At 72.4% G+C, this 16,491-nt stretch carries 13 protein-coding genes; 7 read left to right on the forward strand and 6 right to left on the reverse strand.

Annotated elements, in window-relative coordinates:
* Positions 1–118 precede the first annotated feature (118 nt).
* From xdhC to ACYQ7X_RS12940, 4 genes are read right to left on the reverse strand one after another with little or no spacing between them, the layout of a single operon-like run.
* Positions 119–997 carry a xanthine dehydrogenase accessory protein XdhC gene (xdhC, locus tag ACYQ7X_RS12925; protein ID WP_459697448.1) on the reverse strand — a complete coding sequence of 293 codons (879 nt, stop codon included), beginning with the start codon at positions 995–997 and terminating at the stop codon, positions 119–121.
* The gene (gene xdhB, locus ACYQ7X_RS12930) at positions 997–3,324 is read right to left on the reverse strand and encodes a xanthine dehydrogenase molybdopterin binding subunit (protein WP_459697449.1); all 2,328 of its coding nucleotides are present in this window, start codon (positions 3,322–3,324) and stop codon (positions 997–999) included. The genes xdhC and xdhB overlap by 1 nt, the downstream gene beginning before the upstream one ends.
* On the reverse strand, positions 3,321–4,811 hold the full coding sequence (gene xdhA, locus ACYQ7X_RS12935) for a xanthine dehydrogenase small subunit (protein ID WP_459697450.1): 1,491 nt from the start codon (positions 4,809–4,811) through the stop codon (positions 3,321–3,323). Before xdhA ends, xdhB begins: the two co-directional genes overlap by 4 nt.
* Positions 4,812–4,861: 50 nt before the next feature.
* Positions 4,862–6,340 carry a hypothetical protein gene (locus ACYQ7X_RS12940; protein WP_459697451.1) on the reverse strand — a complete coding sequence of 493 codons (1,479 nt, stop codon included), beginning with the start codon at positions 6,338–6,340 and terminating at the stop codon, positions 4,862–4,864.
* A 147-nt stretch (positions 6,341–6,487) separates the two neighbouring features.
* Between ACYQ7X_RS12940 and ACYQ7X_RS12945 the strand changes: the two genes are divergently transcribed.
* The 6 genes from ACYQ7X_RS12945 to cbiB are packed head-to-tail and all read left to right on the forward strand — an operon-like array spanning position 6,488 to position 12,796.
* Positions 6,488–7,264 (forward strand): lysophospholipid acyltransferase family protein, encoded by a 777-nt coding sequence (locus ACYQ7X_RS12945; protein WP_459697452.1) that lies wholly within the window; start codon positions 6,488–6,490, stop codon positions 7,262–7,264.
* On the forward strand, positions 7,261–8,535 hold the full coding sequence (locus ACYQ7X_RS12950) for a 3-deoxy-D-manno-octulosonic acid transferase (RefSeq protein ID WP_459697453.1): 1,275 nt from the start codon (positions 7,261–7,263) through the stop codon (positions 8,533–8,535). The genes ACYQ7X_RS12945 and ACYQ7X_RS12950 overlap by 4 nt, the downstream gene beginning before the upstream one ends.
* A 7-nt stretch (positions 8,536–8,542) precedes the next feature.
* On the forward strand, positions 8,543–9,544 hold the full coding sequence (gene lpxK, locus ACYQ7X_RS12955; RefSeq protein WP_459697454.1) for a tetraacyldisaccharide 4'-kinase: 1,002 nt from the start codon (positions 8,543–8,545) through the stop codon (positions 9,542–9,544).
* 14 nt (positions 9,545–9,558) lie between these two features.
* On the forward strand, positions 9,559–10,653 hold the full coding sequence (locus ACYQ7X_RS12960) for an HlyD family secretion protein (protein WP_459697455.1): 1,095 nt from the start codon (positions 9,559–9,561) through the stop codon (positions 10,651–10,653).
* Positions 10,654–10,655: 2 nt separating this feature from the next.
* A complete protein-coding gene (locus ACYQ7X_RS12965) occupies positions 10,656–11,789 on the forward strand; it encodes an FUSC family protein (protein WP_459697456.1) in 1,134 nt (377 codons plus the stop codon).
* A gap of 17 nt (positions 11,790–11,806) precedes the next feature.
* Positions 11,807–12,796, forward strand: coding sequence for an adenosylcobinamide-phosphate synthase CbiB (gene cbiB, locus ACYQ7X_RS12970; RefSeq protein WP_459697457.1), 990 nt, complete (start codon positions 11,807–11,809; stop codon positions 12,794–12,796).
* Here the strand turns inward: cbiB and mbfA are convergent.
* The gene (mbfA, locus tag ACYQ7X_RS12975) at positions 12,780–13,736 is read right to left on the reverse strand and encodes an iron exporter MbfA (RefSeq protein WP_459697458.1); all 957 of its coding nucleotides are present in this window, start codon (positions 13,734–13,736) and stop codon (positions 12,780–12,782) included. The genes cbiB and mbfA overlap by 17 nt on opposite strands.
* Before the next feature lie 207 nt (positions 13,737–13,943).
* On the opposite strand from mbfA, the gene ACYQ7X_RS12980 reads away from it, so the two are divergent.
* Positions 13,944–14,666 carry an MgtC/SapB family protein gene (locus tag ACYQ7X_RS12980; RefSeq protein ID WP_459697459.1) on the forward strand — a complete coding sequence of 241 codons (723 nt, stop codon included), beginning with the start codon at positions 13,944–13,946 and terminating at the stop codon, positions 14,664–14,666.
* A 68-nt stretch (positions 14,667–14,734) separates the two neighbouring features.
* Here ACYQ7X_RS12980 and purH read toward each other — a convergent pair whose 3' ends face one another.
* Positions 14,735–16,312: a bifunctional phosphoribosylaminoimidazolecarboxamide formyltransferase/IMP cyclohydrolase gene (gene purH / locus ACYQ7X_RS12985; RefSeq protein ID WP_459697460.1), complete on the reverse strand. Its 1,578-nt coding sequence runs from the start codon at positions 16,310–16,312 to the stop codon at positions 14,735–14,737.
* Between the last annotated feature and the right edge of the window lie 179 nt (positions 16,313–16,491).

A 16,491-nucleotide genomic window follows, 5' to 3' on the forward strand; every position in this document is an offset into this window, starting at 1 on the left:
CTCTGTCTGGGGGCGCATAATGTCGGGCGCGACATCATGGCGCCTGTTTACGCCGGCCTTCGCTCACTGTCAACGTGCACGATTCAATCGCGCACGATATATTGAACGGCGAGCGTTGTCAGCGGGCGGCGGCCGGCAGGGCGCAGGCGGCGGCGCAATCGGGGCAGCGGGAGGCCGCCGCATCCGGGCCGGTGGCGGCCTCAGCCATTGGCCGCGGCCGGATCGCCGCGGGCGCGGCATCGCGGCTTTGCAGCAGCTGGCCGACGACGGCGATGGCGATCTCCGCCGGCAGCTTGCCGCCGATGCCGGGCAGGCCGACCGGGCAATGCAGCCGGGCGATCGCCTGCCCGCTCACGCCGGCGCGGGCGAGGCGGGAGGCGAAGCGGGCGCGCTTGGTCTCGGAGCCGATGGTGCCGACGAAGGCGAGGTCCGGCCGGGCGAGGGCGGCCTCGGTAAGGGCGAAGTCGAGGCCGTGATCATGCGTCATGATCAGCACCATCGCGCCCGGCGGCAGGGCGGCGATCGCCGCCGCATCGCTTCGCGGGATCGCGCGGGCATGGGCGGGGAGCGCGACGGCGGCGAAGGCTTCCGCCCGCGCATCGTGCCAGAGCAGCCGGCAGGGCAGATCGGCGAGCAGGCGCGCCACCGCCTGGCCGACATGCCCGGCGCCGAAGAGGGCGACCCTCCAGGCCGGCGGGCGGATCGGCTCGAAGAGCACGGTGGTCGCCCCGCCGCAGCATTGGCCGAGCGCCGGGCCGAGTGGGAAATCCCGCGTCTCGGGCGCGATCGCGCCGGCGGCGAGCAGGGCGCGCGCGGTCGCGATGCTCTGGAATTCGAGATTGCCGCCGCCGATCGTATCCCAGACCCCCTCGGCCGAGACCACCATCTTGCTGCCCGCTTCCCGCGGGGCGGAGCCTGCGGTGCTGAGCAGGGTGAGCAGCACCAGCGGCTCGTCTCGCGCGCTCAATTCCTGTAGCGCGTCGAGCCAGGCGGGCATCACTCCGCAGCCTTGGCAGCGGCAGCCGGCTGGCGTGCAGCCGCACGCAGCGCCTCGATCGCCATCAGCACCCGCTCGGGGGTCGCCGGCGCATCGAGGCTGGGCGCGGCGCCGGCCGCCCCGAAGGCCGCCACCGCATCGCGGATCGCCTGGAAGGCGGCGATGCCGAGCACGAGCGGCGGCTCCCCCACCGCTTTCGATCGCCCGATCGCCTGTTCGCGGTTCAGCCCGGCGGCATAGAGGCGGGTGGTGAAGCGGGCTGGCACATCGCCGATCGCCGGGATCTTGTAGGTGGAGGGCGCATGGGTGCGGAGCGCGCCTTGCGCATCCCACCAGAGTTCTTCCGTCGTCAGCCAGCCGGCGCCCTGCACATAGCCGCCCTCGATCTGGCCGAGGTCGATCGCGGGGTTCAGCGAGCGGCCGCAATCATGCAGGATATCGACCTGCCGCTGGCGGTATTCGCCGGTCAGCCCGTCCACCTCCACCTCGGTGATCGCCGCGCCATAGGCGAAATAGTAGAAGGGGCGGCCGGTCTGGCTTTCCGCATCGAAATGGATCTTCGGCGTGGCGTAGAAGCCGGTGGCGGAGAGGGAGATGCGCTCCATCCGCGCGCGGCGGGCAAGCTCGGCGAAGGGAAGGCTCTGCCCCCCGCCCGAGACGGCGCCGCCGGTGAAGCGGATGGCATCGGCCGGCACCGCGAAGAGGCGCGCGGCGAGGCCCGCCAGCCGCTCGCGGATCGCCTCCGCCGCCGCTTCCGCCGCCTTGGCGTTGAGGTCTGTCCCCGAGGAGGCGGCGGTGGGCGAGGTATTCGGCACCTTGGCGGTGCTCGTCGCCGAGACCCGCACGCGCGCTATGGGCAGGCCGAAGACATCCGCCACCACCTGCGCCACCTTGATGAAGAGGCCCTGCCCCATCTCGGTGCCGCCATGGTTGAGCAGCACGCTGCCATCGGTATAGAGCTGCACCAGGGCCCCCGCCTGGTTGAGGTGGATGGCGGTGAAGGAGATGCCGAATTTCACCGGCACCAGGGCGATCCCGCGCTTGATCCAGGGGCTTCGCGCATTGAATGCGGCGATCTCCTGCCGCCGCCTCGCGTAATCCGCGCTGCTTGCCAGCTCATCCACCAGCTCGGGGATGATGTTGTCTTCCACCACCATGCCATAGGGCGTGAGGTTGCGCGTGGTGGTGCCGTAGAAGTTCCGCCGACGCACGGCCAGCGGATCGAGCCCGCGGGCGCGGGCGATCTCGTCCATCACCTGCTCGATCGCCATCACCCCCTGCGGCGCGCCGAAGCCGCGAAAGGCGGTGTGGGAGACGGTGTTGGTGCGGCACCGGTGCGAGAGGATGGAGACGTTTTCGAGAAAGTAACAATTATCCGCATGCATCATCGCGCGGTCGTTCACGCCGGTCGAGAGATCGGCGGAGAAGCCGCAGTCCCCCGCCAGCATGAAGCGGATGCCGCGGATGCGGCCGTCATCCTCGAAGCCCACCGCGTAATCGATGCGGAAGGGGTGGCGCTTGCCGGTGGCGCGCATATCGTCGTCCCGGTCCATCCGCAGCTTCACGGCGCGGTGCTGGCGGGCGGCGAAGATCGCGGCGATCGCGGCGGGCAGCGCCGCCTGGCTTTCCTTGCCACCGAAGCCGCCGCCCATGCGGCGGGTTTCGACGACGACCGAATGATCGGCGCGGCCGAGCGCGCGGGCGACGAGATGCTGCACCTCGGAGGGGTTCTGCGTCGAACTCAGCAGCGTGATGTCGCCCTGTTCGCCGGGAATGGCGAGCGCGATCTGCCCTTCGAGGTAGAAATGATCCTGCCCGCCGACGCGCAGCACGCCGGCCAAGCGGTGCGGGCTCGCGGCGATCGCGGCTTCCGGCTCCCCCCGCCGCATCAGCCGGCTGGGGGCGACGCGCGCCGTCTCCTCCGCCAGGGCCGCGTCGAGCGAGAGGATCGCCGGCAGCGGTTCGTAGACGATGCGCGCGAGGCGGAGCGCGGCCCGCGCCTCGGCCCGGCTGCGGGCGGCGACGGCGAAGAGCGGCTGGCCGTGATACGCGGTGACGCCCTCGGCCATGATCGGATCGCCGGTGAAGATCGGCGCGATATCGTTGATGCCCGGAACATCGGCGGCGGTGATGACATCGACGACCCCGGGGGCCGCGCGCACGGCCGAGAGATCGAGCGCGCGGATGCGGGCATGGGCCTCGGTGCTGAGGCCGATCGCGGCATGCAGGGTGCCGCGCGGCTCGGCCAGATCGTCGATATAGGCGGCGGCGCCGGCCACATGCAGGGCGGCGCTGTCATGCGGCAGGGGGGCGCCGATCGTCTTCATGCCCAAGCCTCCTGCAGCGGCTGGTCGAGGCGGAGCGGCGGCGGGGCGGCGCCCTCGGCCGGATGTTCGAGGAAGAATTTGCGCAGCAGGTTCCGCGCCACCTGCGCCCGATAGGCGGCGGAGGCGCGCATATCCGAAAGCGGCGTGAAATCCGCGGCCATCGCCTCGGTCGCCGCCTCCAGGCTCGCCTCCGTCCAGGGGGCGCCGAGCAGAGCTGCCTCCGCCGCCGCGGCACGGCGCGGGATGGCCGCCATCCCACCATAGGCGAGCCGCGCCTCGGCGACCGTGCCGCCTTCCAGACGGATCGCGAAGGCCGCGCAGACGGCCGAGATGTCCTGGTCGAAGCGCTTCGACACCTTATAGACGCCGAGGCGCAGCGCGGGCGCTGGGCGGGGGATCTCGATCGCCGCGATCACCTCTCCCGGCAGCAGCGCGGTGCGCCGATAGTCGAGGAAGAACTCCGCGATCGGCAGCCGCCGGCGGCCGCTGGCCGAGACGAGCAGGAGCGAAGCCCCGAGCGCGATGAGCGGCGGCGGCATATCCCCGATCGGCGAGGCATTGGCGATATTGCCGCCGATGGTGCCGCGCTCGCGGATCTGGCGGGAGCCGATGCGGCGGATGAGGCCGGCCGCGGCGGGGGCGAGGCGCGCGAGGGCGGCTGCGGCATCGGCATAGGCAACCGCCCCGCCGATCCTGAGCGCCGCGCCATCCTCCGCGATCTCCAGCATCTCGGCCACCGCGCCGGTCGCGATCAGCAGCGGCAGGTCGCGCTGTTGCTTCGTCACCCAGAGCGCGACATCGGTGCCGCCGCCGAGCAGCAGGGCCTCGGGCATGGCGGCGAGCAGGGCGGTGAGTTCGCCGAGGCTGCGGGGCGCCATGAAGCGGCGCGCGGCGGTGCCGCAGGCGAGCGTGGCCGCCTCCGTGCCGAGGGCCGCGAGGCGCGCGGCGATCGCGTCCCCCGCCTGCGCCTGCGCCTGCGGCTGCGCGAGAGCGGCGGCGGCGGCATCGAGGATCGGGCGATAGCCGGTGCAGCGGCAGAGATTGCCGGCCAGCGCATCGGCGATCGCCGGCCGGTCGGGCAAGCCAGCGCCCGGGCTCGCCCTCTCCTCATAGAGCGCCGTCAGCGACATGACGAAGCCCGGGGTGCAGAAGCCGCATTGCGAGGCGTGATGATCGAGCATCGCCTGCTGCACCGGATGCAGCCGGCCGTCCGGCCCCGCGAGATGCTCGACCGTCATCACCTGTTTGCCGTCCAGCGCGGGGAGGAACATGATGCAGGCATTGACGGGGCGGCGGCGCAGCCCGCCATCGGCGGTGCGTTCGGCGAGCAGCACCGTGCAGGCGCCGCAATCCCCCTCGGCGCAGCCTTCCTTGGTGCCGTGCAGCTGTTCATCCTCGCGCAGATAGTCGAGCACGCTGCGCGTCGGATCGGCGCCGGAGATGCGCCGCTCCTCGGAGCCGAGCAGGAAGCGGATGTCGTGGCGCAAGCGCGGCGGTCCTTGTCCGGTCGGTGAGGGGCCGAGCCTAGAAGCCTGTTTCAGCGAGCGTCAATGCAATTAGGGGCGCGGCGCAGCAGGGCGCGGATCAGCGGCTGGGCGGCGCGGCTTGCGTCATCGACAGCGATTCTGGGCGCGACGACGCAGGGAAAGCGGGCGATGAGCGGCGCGAGGCGGGCAGCGCTCTCGCCCGGGCGGATGAGCAGGATATGCAGGCCGGGCGGGGCCGCGGTGAGGAAGGCGCTGACGATGCCGACGCCGTCATTCCCGCGCGGCAGCAGCACGAGCCCCGTGGTGCCGGCGGCGCGGGCGGCGGCACGGGCGGCAGCGCCCTCGGGCTGCATCGTCGCCGGCGCCAGCATCAGCCCGCCGATCGCGAGCATCTGCAGGCCGAGGATGAGGGCGAGGAGCGCCGGGCCCGCGCGCCCGGGAAGGCGCCCCAGCGCGCCCGCCAGCAGCAGCATGAAGGGCGGCAGCGCGAAGGCGAGGTAGCGGAGTTCGACCGGAACCGACCGCGCGGCGAGCCCCATCACCAGCAGCCCCGCGGGGGTGGCGAGCGCGGCGATGCCGAGCAGGGCGCGCGGCGCCGGTCGGCCGAGCCGCCGCCAGCGGAGCGCGGGGAGCAGCAGCATCGCGCCGAGCAGAAGGGCGAGCGCGGCGCCCAGCAGCAGGCGGAGCGGCCCGGCGGGCAGGTAGAGCGGCAGCCCGCCGAGCACCGCGCCCCCCGCGGCATGGGCCAGCGCGCCGAGGAAGCGGGCAATGCTGAAGGGCGGAAACTGGCCGATGCGGCTGCTCCGCTGGGCCCAGAAGAACCAGGCATCGGCCGCGACGAAGGGGGCGAGGCCGAGGAGCAGCGCCGCGCCGCGCCGCGCGTTCCGCCGCAACAGCCAGAGCGCGGCGGCCGCGGCCGGGAAGGCCGCGAGGTAGTTGGTGAAGCTCGCGGCGCCGAGCACCAGCCCGGCGAGGGTTCCGCGCCAGGCCCCGCGCATCCCGCCCGCCTTCGCCTCTGCCTCCGCCGCCCGCAGGCAGAGCAGCAGGCCGCTCAGCTGCAGCGCCTGGGCGAGGGCATAGCCGCGCGCGGTGATGCCGGTCTCGACGAAGCCGAAGCAGCCGAGGGTGAGGAAGACGGCCGGCCAGGCGGGCAGCGCCGCGGCTTGCGCGAGGCGGCGGACGGCGCCGAGCGCGGCGAGGCTCGCCAGCACCGAGAGCAGGCGGCTGATCAAGAGATCCGGGCCGAATGCCCGCCGCCAGGCCCAGACGAGCCAGAAATAGAGCGGCGGATGCACATCCGTCTGCCGCAGATTGGCGCCGATCGCCCAAGGGGTGGCGGCGGGGGCGAAGGCCGCGCGCACCGCCCCGGCGCGGAACGGCGCTTCGGGCCAGGCGGGGCGCGGCTGATGGCCGGTCACGAATGCGGTATAGCCCTCGTCATATTCCGGGCCGCGCAGCCCGGCCGCGAGGCCGAGCACGAGGGCCGCGAACAGGAAGGCGGCAAGGGGCATCAGGCGGTGGCGGGGCATTCCGCCTTATCGGCCAGCGGTGGTAATGATTCAACATCGCAATGAAGTGCCAGCCGCGCCATCGCCGGCAGCGCCATCACCCGCCCGCCGGCCACCGGGCGCTGGCTCCTCGGGCGGTGGCGGCTTGATTGCCGGCGGAGCGCGGAAATGCTACCGCGCGCCATGTCCTCCACCCCCGAGCCGCCGCCGCCGCGCCCGAAGCGCCGCCGGCTTTTCCGCACCCCGCCCGCGCTCAAGCGCTGGCTGCGCTCTCCCCGCGCGCAGGAGGCGCTGGCCCGCACCGTCAGCGCCTATCTCGCCCTCTGCTACCGCAGCATGCGCTGGGAATTCCACGGCTTCGACCATCTCGCGCATTCGACGCGGGAGCAGAAATCCGGCCTCGTCTGCTTCTGGCACGAGCGGCTGGCGCTGATGCCCATGCTCGCCATCGAGGCGCGGCGCCAGGGCGCGACGCATCCGACCGACGTGCTCGGCAGCGGGCATCGGGACGGGCGGTTCATGGCGACCGTCATCGCGCAGTTCGGCCTCGGCACGGTGATCGGCTCCTCCTCCAAGGGCGGCGCGGCGGGGTTGCGCCACATGCTGCTGCTGATCCGCGACGGGCATAACATCGCCATCACCCCGGATGGGCCGCGCGGCCCGGCGCGGCGCGCGGCCGCCGGCATCGCGCAACTCGCTGGCGCCACCGGGGCGCCGATCTACCCCACCGCCGGGCAATGCCGCTTCCACCTTCGCCTCGGCAGCTGGGATCGGATGGTGCTGCCGCTGCCCTTGCCCTTCGGCCGGGCGGTGATCGCGGTCGAGCCGCCGATCTGGGTGCCGCGCGGCGGCGCCGAGGCGGCGCTGCCGCGCATCGAGGCGGCGCTCGACGCTGCTTGCGCGGCCGCCGATCGCGCCCTCGGGCTGGAGCCGCGGCGCGGATGACCCTGCCGCTCCGCCTCTGGGCGGGCACCGGGCGGCTGGCTGCGCCCGTGCTCCGCCGCATGCTCCGCCGCCGCCTTGCCCGCGGCAAGGAAATCGCCGAGCGGCTGGGCGAGCGCGAAGGGCGGGAGGCGGCGCCACGGCCGCCCGGCCGCCTCATCTGGCTGCATGCGGCGAGCCTCGGCGAGACCATGTCCATCCTGCCGCTGCTGCCGCATCTGGTGGCCGGGGGCGGGCATGTCCTGCTCACCACCGGCACCGTGACCTCGCAGAACCTGCTCGCCGCGCGGCTGCCGGCGATGGGGCTTGCCGAAGCGGTGATCCCGCGCTTCGTGCCGCTCGATGTGCCGGGCTGGGCCGCCCGCTTCCTCGACCATTGGCGCCCGGATGCGGCGGGCTTCGTGGAAAGTGAGATCTGGCCCAACCTGCTCGCCGCCGCCGCCCGGCGGGGCATTCCGCTGATGCTGCTCAATGCCCGCCTTTCGGCGAAAAGCCTGGCGCGCTGGCAGCGGGCGCCGCGCACCGCGCGCGCGCTGCTCGGCCTCTTCACCATCATCCATCCGCAGAGCCTGGGCGATGCCGAGCGTTTCGCACGGCTGACCGGCGGGCGCATCCTGCCGCCGGGCAATCTCAAGCTCGCCGCCCCCCCGCTGCCGGTGGACAAGGCCGAGCTTTCGGGCCTCACGAGCGTCATCGGCGGGCCCGCCTGGGTCGCCGCGAGCCTGCATCCGGGGGAGGATGCGATGATCCTCGCCGTGCATGCGCGGACGAGCGCCACCCATCCCGGCCTCACCACCATCATCGTGCCCCGCCACCCGGAGCGCGGGGCGGCGCTTGCGGCAGCCGCCGGCGGTGCGCCGCGCCGCGCCGAAGGGGCGCCGCCGCCCGAGCGGGGCGGCATCTGGATCGCCGATACGGTGGGCGAGCTCGGGCTGTTCTACCGCCTCGCGCCGCTCGCCTTCATCGGCGGCAGCCTGGTGCCGCATGGTGGCCAGAACCCGGCCGAGGCGGCGCGGCTCGGCCGGGCGATCGCCGCCGGGCCGCATATGGCGAATTTCGCCGAAACCGTCGCGCTGCTCAGCGCGGGCGGCGCGCTCACCGTGGTCGCGGATGCGCAAGCTCTGGGGGATTGGCTCGATGCCCGGCTGAAAGACCCCTGGGGCACGACCGCGATGGGGGAGCGGGGGGCCGCGCTGCTCGCCGGTTACGAGAGCCTGCCCGGCGAGGTCGCCGCCATGCTGGCGACGCTCGCCGATGGCGGGCGGGACGGCTGAGGCGGGGATGCGCGCCCCCGGCCTCTGGCAGCGGGATGGCCTGGCCGCCCAGGCGCTGGCCCCCTTCGGCGCGATCACCGCTCGGCTGACGGCGCGGCGCCTCGCCCGGCCGGGCTGGCGCGCGCCCATCCCGGTCTTCTGCTGCGGCAATGCCGGGGTGGGCGGCGCCGGCAAGACGACGCTGGTGCTCGATCTCCTGATGCGCCTCGCGGCCATGGGCGCAGCACCGCATGCGCTGCTACGCGGCTATGGCGGGCGGGCGCGGGGGCCGCTTGCGGTCGATCCGGCGCGGCATGATGCGGCGCTGGTGGGGGATGAGGCGCTGCTGCTGGCCGCCGCCGCGCCGACCTGGATCGCGCGGGATCGCGCGGCCGGGGGGCAGGCGATCGCCGCCGCCGGGGCCGGGGCCATCGTGATGGATGACGGCTTGCAGAATCCGGGCCTCGTCAAGGATTGCAGCCTGCTGGTGATCGATGGCGGGGCGGGGTTCGGCAATGGCCGCCTCCTACCCGCCGGGCCCTTGCGCGAGGCGGTGGCGAGCGCCGCCGCGCGCTGCCGGGCAGCCGTGCTGATCGGGGAGGATCGGCGCCACGCGCTCGGCCAGCTGCCGCCGGATCTGCCCGTGCTCCGCGCCGATCTGGTGCAGGATCTGAGCGGGCTGCCGCCGGCTGCGCGCTACTTCGCCTTCGCCGGCATCGGCCGGCCGGAGAAATTCTTCGAGGGGCTGGCCGGTGCCGGCCTCACCCTCGCCGGCAGCCGCGCCTTCGCCGACCATCACCGCTATCGCGCGGCGGAACTCTCGGCGCTCGCCGCCGCGGCGCGGGCGGAGCGCGCGCTGCTGCTGACGACGCCCAAGGATTTCGCCCGCCTGCCGCCGGCGGCGCGCGCCGGCATCGCGGTCGCCGGCGTGCGGCTCGCCTGGGCCGCGCCGGCCGAGATCGAGGCGCTGCTGCGAGAGACGTTGCAGCGCCGGGCCGAAGCCGGATATCCGGCATCCGACACCGTTTGAGAGGGCGCCGGCCGATGGACCTCCCCCGCGCGACGACGGAGAACCCGCCCGCAGCGCCGCCGCCGGCCGCCGCCGACACCTCGGCCGCGCCCGACCTTGCATCTGGCCCCGCATCTGGCGCCGCCTCCGGCGCCGCACCGCATCGGCGCAAGACGCGCCTCTTCCTCGGCGCGCTGCTGCTGCTCTTCCTGATCTGGGAAGCGAGCGGCTTCTTCTTCGCCTATACGGATGACGCGCTGCTCTGGGGGGATCTCGTCTCCATCGCCCCGCGGGTCGGCGGGCAGATCGATACCGTCGCCATCCGCGACGATCAGAGCGTCGCGGCGGGCGATCTGCTCTTCACGATCGACGCCAAGCCCTATCGCCTCGCGCTCGATCAGGCGAGCGATGCGCTGGCGGGGGCGGAGGCGCAGCTCAGCCTCGATCAGGCGAGCCAGCAGAGTGCGCTCGCCCTGCAAAGTGCCGCCGCCGCGCAAAGCGCCCTGGCGGCCGCCAATCTCAAACGCGCGAGCAGCCTCACGGCCTCCGGCTTCGAGGCGGCGCAGGGCCAGGAGGAAGCGGCCACGGCCGCGCGCCGCGCCGCCGCCGCACTCGCCGCGGCGCAGGATGCGGTGCTGCGCGCCAACCGCATGCTGCGGCTGGACCAGACCGCCATCGCCCGCGCCGAAAGCGCCCTCGCCCTCGCCCATTGGCAGCTCAACCGCACGCGGGTGACGGCGCCGCTCGCCGGGCGCATCACCCATTTCAATCTTCGGCGGGGGGATGAGGCTTCGGCCGGCCAGCCGCTCGTCGCGCTCGTCGCCGCCGGCTCCTGGTATGTCACGGCGAATTACAAGGAAGGCGTGCTGCGCCACCTCGTGCGCGGCAAGCGCGCCTGGGTCTGGCTCGATACCCATCCCTTCCACCTCTACCGCGCGCAGATCGAGGGGGTGGCCGCCGCGGTCAACCGCCACAAGGCGCAACCCACCGGGCTGCTTCCCTATATCGATCCGGGGATCGACTGGATCCGCCTGCAGGCGCGCTTTCCGGTGCGGCTGCGCCTGCTCGACCCGCCGCCAGAGGCCGAACTCTTCATGGGCTCGGATGCGCGGGTGCTGGTGATCTACTAGCCATGGCGAGCGAGCTTGGGCGCATCCTCCGCCGGATCGAGGGCGGGCTCTGGGAAGAGGCGGGCGATCTTGCGCGCAACCGCGAGGGGCTGCGCGAGCCGCTCAAGGCGGTGTGCTCCGTGCTGCTCGCGACCTATACCGCCGCTGCCATGCACCTGCCCGATGTGATCTGGGCGGCGCTCAGCGGCTTTCTGGTGATGCGCAGCTCGCTCTCCGAATCCCTGCCGCGCGCGCTGCATCGCGTGCTCGGCACCATCGCCGGCGGCGCGCTCGGCCTCTGTCTCGCCCGCTGGGCGGCGGGGGATATGGGCGTGATGATGCTCGCGCTCTTCGTCATCATCTGGCTCGCCGTCTATCAGGGCAGCGTCAGCGCCGCCCGCTATGCCTGGCTGCTGTTCGGCATTACCGCCACCCTGGTGCTGATCGCGGGGTTCAGCGATCCGCCGGGTGCCGCCGCCTTCGCCGCCGTCCGCATGGCCGAGGTCGCCATCGGCGCGCTCGCCGCCCTGCTCGTCGCTGCCCTCTTCGAGGCTTTCGGCGCGCCGCCGGGCCAGGGCGCCGCACCCCTGCCGGTGCCGGGCGCTGGCCTCTCCTGGCGCAATCTCCAGGACGAGGCCTGGCTCGCCCGCAACTGGCCGCTCGTCATCCACGCGGCCCAGGCGGGCATCGCGATCTGCCTGCTGCCGGTAATCTGGCGGGTGTTCGACATCACCGATTACGCGCAGACGGCGATCACCGCCGTCATCGTCATGATCGTGCCGCTGGAGCGCATCGCCGGGGGCGCGCAGGAAGCGGTGCATGAGCGCATGATCCAGCGCATCCTGGGCTGCGGTCTCGGCGGGCTCGTGGCGCTCATCGCCGTGGTGCTGGCGGGGGATGACCGGCTGGCCTGGACCCTCTGCCTCGCGGGCGGTGTCTGGATCGGCTTTCACATCCAATCCGGCCGGTCGGGCCTCTCCTATCTCGGCACGCAATTCGCCTTCGCCTTCCTCGTCGCCTTCGTGCAGGGGCCGGGGCCGGCGACGAGCCTCAACCCGCTGGTGACCCGCCTGCTCGGCGTGCTGATCGGCACCGCGGTCGCGAGCCTCGTCATCCTCGCCTGGCCGGCCGCGGCGCCGCGCGCCGGGCGGGCCTGAGGGGGGCGACGCGCGCGATGCTCTCCGCCCCGCTCCTCATGCTGCTCGCTCTCCTCGTCGAAGCGGGGTGCGGCTATCCCGCGCCGCTTTTCGCTCGCATCGGCCATCCGGTGGTCTGGATCGGCGGGGCGATCAGCGCGCTCGACCGGCGGCTGAACGACGAGACCCTTTCCGAAAGGGCGCGGCGGTGGCGCGGCGTGCTGGCGCTCGCGCTCATCCTCGCCCTCGCGCTGCTGCCAGCCGCACTCCTCACGGCGGTGCTTCGCCTCCTGCTCGGCCCCTGGCTCGCCCTCGTCCCGCTCGCGCTTCTCGCCTCCAGCCTCATCGCCCAGCGCAGCCTGCACGCGCATGTCGCGGCAGTGGCGGCGGGGCTGGAGAGCGGCGGCCTCGCGGCCGGGCGGGCGGCGGTCTCGCGCATCGTCGGGCGGAACCCAGCGCATCTCGACGCGGCCGGCGTCTGCCGCGCGGCGATCGAGAGCCTGGCGGAGAATTTCTCGGATGGCGTGGTCGCGCCGCTCGTCTGGGGGGCGCTGCTCGGCCTGCCGGGCGCTGCCGCCTATAAGGCCGCCAATACGGCCGACAGCATGATCGGCCATCGCACCCCGCGCCACGCGGCCTTCGGCTGGGCGGCGGCGCGCTTCGATGATTGGATCAACCTGCCGGCCTCGCGCCTCGCGGCGGTCTTCATCCTGGTCGCCGCAGCGGTTACGGGCGGGGATTGGCGGGCCGGCCTCGCCGCCGTGCGGCGCGATGCGCGGCACCACCGCTCGCCCAATGCCGGCTGGCCGGAAGCGGCGATGGCCGGCGCGCTCGGCCTGCGGCTCGCCGGGCCGCGCGTCTATGGCGAGACGCTGGTGGCGGATGGCTGGATGGGCGATGGCCGGGCGGAAGCGGGGCCAGCCGATCTCCGCCGCGCGCTCCGCCTCTATCGCGCCGCCTGCGTGGTGGAGGCGGGCTGCCTCGCCCTCCTCGCCCCGATCGCCCTGCTGCTCAGCTGCTCCCGATGAGCACCCCGGTCGCGAAGACCAGCGCGCCGCCGAAGGCGACCTGGAAGGTGGCGGCCACGGGTGGCGTATCCATGTATTTCCAGCGTACCCAGCTGATGACGCCGAGTTCGACGATGACGACGGCGATCGCCACCATCAGCGCGACGTGCAGATTGGGAATGAGGAAGGGCAGGGTGTGGCCGAGGCCGCCGATCGTCGTCATCAGCCCCGTCACCCCGCCGCGCACCACGGGCGAGCCGCGCCCGGTGAGGCTGCCGTTATCCGAGAGCGCCTCGGCGAAGGCCATCGAGATGCCGGCGCCGATCGAGGCGGAAAGCCCGACCACGAAGGCTTGCCAGCTGCTGCCGCTGGCGAAGGCGGAGGCGAAGAGCGGCGCGAGGGTGGAGACCGAGCCATCCATCAGCCCGGCAAGCCCGGGCTGGATATAGCGCAGCACGAAATTGCGCCGCGCCGCATCGGCCTCCGTCTCGCGCTCCTCCTCGGTCAGCCGCTCGTCCATCAGCGTATCGAGCTTGTGCTCGTGCTGGCTTTCGGCGAGGGCGAGATCGCCGAGCAGCTTGCGGATCGAGGCATCCTGGCTGCGCGCGGCGGCGCGGGCGTAGAAGCGTTCGGCCTCCATCTCCATGGATTGCATGAGCGCGCGCGCCGCTTCCACCCGGAGCGGGCGCAACTGCCAGATCGGCTTGCGGCTGAGGAAGCCGCGCACATCCTGCCGGCGGATGAGCGGCAGATGCTCGCCGAACTTCTCCTGGAACAGGGAGAGGAGCATGCGGCGATGTTCGCTCTCCTCCTCCGCCATTTTCTGCAGGATGCCCGCGGTCGTCGGATAGTCGGCCCGCAGCCCGTCCGCGAGGTCGAGATAGATGCGGCCATCCTCCTCCTCATTGCCGACGGCGAGGGCGAGGATTTCCTTTTCGGAGAGATCTGAGAAATTGCGCATGAGCGCAGTTTTGCCTCGGCCGGGTCGCTGGATCAAGTCGTTTCTATTCTGATGCAAATTGCTCTTAATTGCAAAACCGAGCCAGGATCAGGGGATTTTGCGAGTGCTTCGCATCCGCCCTGTCGGAAAACGACAATTCCGCCGCTGTCTCGGTTTTGTCTCGCAAAAGCGCTTGGGGCGGGCAGGTTTTGCCGATAAGGCGCAGCCATGCTGATCTTCAAAACCTACCAAACCTTCGATGTCGTCCAGACGCTGATCGGCCTCGTCGTCGCCTTCGCCCTCGGCACGGTGATCGGCGCGGAGCGGCAATGGAAGCAGCGCAGCGCCGGGCTCAGGACCAATGTGCTGGTGGCGCTCGGCGCCTGCCAGTTCGTCGATATCGCGATGCATCTCGATGGCGGCTCGGGGGGTGCGCGCGTCGTCTCCTACGTCGTCTCGGGCATCGGCTTCCTCGGCGCCGGCGTCATCATGAAGGACGGGCTCAATATCCGCGGCCTCAATACCGCCGCCACACTCTGGTGCTCGGCGGCCGTCGGCGCCTGCGCCGGCGCCAACCTCGCCGCCCAGGCGGCGCTGCTGACGATCTTCGTCGTCATGGCCAATACGCTGCTGCAACCGCTCGTCCATCGTATCAACCGCGCGCCGCTGATCGGCAGCACGGTCGAGGCGGTCTATGAGGTGAGCGTCATGGTCGCGGCGGATGCGGTGGGGCGCACGCGCAAGGCCGTGCTCGGCCTGCTTGCCGCGGCGCAGTACCCGGTGAGCGATATCGAGCTGATCGACCGCAGCGAGGGGCGGATGGAGGTGGTGGCGACGCTGGTGACGACCAAGGTGGAGCCGAAGGAACTCGATGCGGTGGCCAGCAAGCTCGAAGCGATGCCGGGCGTCATGAGCGCAGGCTGGAGCAGCAGCACCGAGGATCTCGATTAGCCCGCTCCCGCGCCCGCTTCTGCGCCGAGCAAGCGCGGAGGCGCGGGCGCGGGCGATGCGCGCCGGCCTCAGTGCCGGAAGTGGCGCATCCCCGTCATCACCATGGCAATCCCGGCGGCGTCCGCCGCGGCGATCACCTCCTCATCCCGCAGCGAGCCGCCGGGCTGGATGACGGCGGTGGCGCCGGCGGCGACGATCGTTTCCAGACCGTCCGCGAAGGGGAAGAAAGCGTCGGACGCGGCGACCGAGCCGCGGGTCAGCGGCTCCGCCAGCCCCGCCGCGCGCGCCGCTTCCCCCGCCTTCCAGGCGGCGATGCGGGCTGAATCGACCCGGCTCATCTGCCCCGCACCGATGCCCACCGTCGCCCCCGCCTTGGCATAGATGATGGCGTTGGACTTGACGTGCTTGGCCACACGGAAGGCGAAGAGCAGATCCGCCAGCTCCTGCGCGCTCGGCGCCCGTTTCGTCACCACCCGAAGATCATGCGCCTGCACCCGCCCGGCATCGCGGTTCTGCACCAGGAAGCCGCCGGCAAGCGAGCGAAAGGTCAGCCCCTCCGCCGCCGCATCCGGCAAGCCGCCGGTGAGCAGCAGGCGGAGGTTCTTCTTGGCAGCGAGCACTTCCTGCGCTTCCGCGCTCGCATCGGGGGCGACGATGACTTCCGTGAAGATCGTGGCGATGCGCCGCGCGGTCTCGGCATCGAGCGCACGGTTGAGCGCCACGATCCCGCCGAAGGCGCTCACCGGATCGCAGGCGAGCGCGCGGTCCCACGCTTCCGTCAGGCTATCGGCGGAGGCCACACCGCAGGGATTGGCGTGCTTGACGATGACGACGCTCGGCGCCTCGAATTCCGCCACGCATTCGAAGGCGGCGTCGGTATCGTTGAGGTTGTTGTAGGAAAGCTCCTTGCCCTGGGCCTGCCGCGCGGTCGCGACCCCGGGGCGGCGCTCCGTCACGTAAAAGGCCGCCTTCTGGTGCGGGTTCTCGCCGTAACGCAGGAGTTGGCGGCGCTGGCCGCTGACCGTGAAGCGCTCGGGGAAGGCATCGCCCTCCTGGCCGGCGAACCAGGCGGCGATTGCCGCGTCATAGGCTGCTGTGCGCGCGTAAGCCGCACCGGCGAGCCGGCGGCGAAGGGCGAGATCGGTGCCGCCCTCCGCCAGCGCCGCCTGCACCTCCGCATACTGCGCCGGGTCCGTCACCACCGCCACGAAATCATGGTTCTTGGAGGCGGCGCGGATCATCGCCGGGCCGCCGATATCGATATTCTCGATCGTGGTCTCCGCATCCGCCCCGCGCGCGACCGTCTCCTCGAAGGGGTAGAGGTTGACGGCGATGAGGTCGATCGGCGCGATGCCGTGCGCGTCCATGGCGGCGCGATGCTCCGCATTGTCTCGCCGGGCGAGCAGCCCGCCATGGATCTGCGGCACCAGCGTCTTGACGCGGCCATCCATGATCTCAGGGAAGCCCGTGTGCTCCGAGACATCCTTCACCGCGATGCCGGCATCGCGCAGCGCCTTCGCGGTGCCGCCGGTCGAGAGGATTTCCGCCCCCGTGGCGGCGAGCGCCTGGGCGAAAGGGATGAGGCCGGTCTTGTCCGAGACCGAGATCAGGGCACGGCGGACGGGCAGGCGATCGGTCTGGCTCATGGCGGGCTCTCTCCGGCGAATCTCCACTCGGGAGATAGGGCCGGGGCGGGGTGTGCGTCCAGCCCTGCTGCCGGACCGGGCAGGGCCGTCTGGCGCGGCTGCGGGATCGCCCCCACGCGCGAGGAAGGTCTCGCCCGTGCTGAGCGCGATAACGCGATCTTCAGCGCCTTGCGTGGCAC

The sequence above is a fragment of the Acidisoma sp. C75 genome (assembly GCF_054665095.1).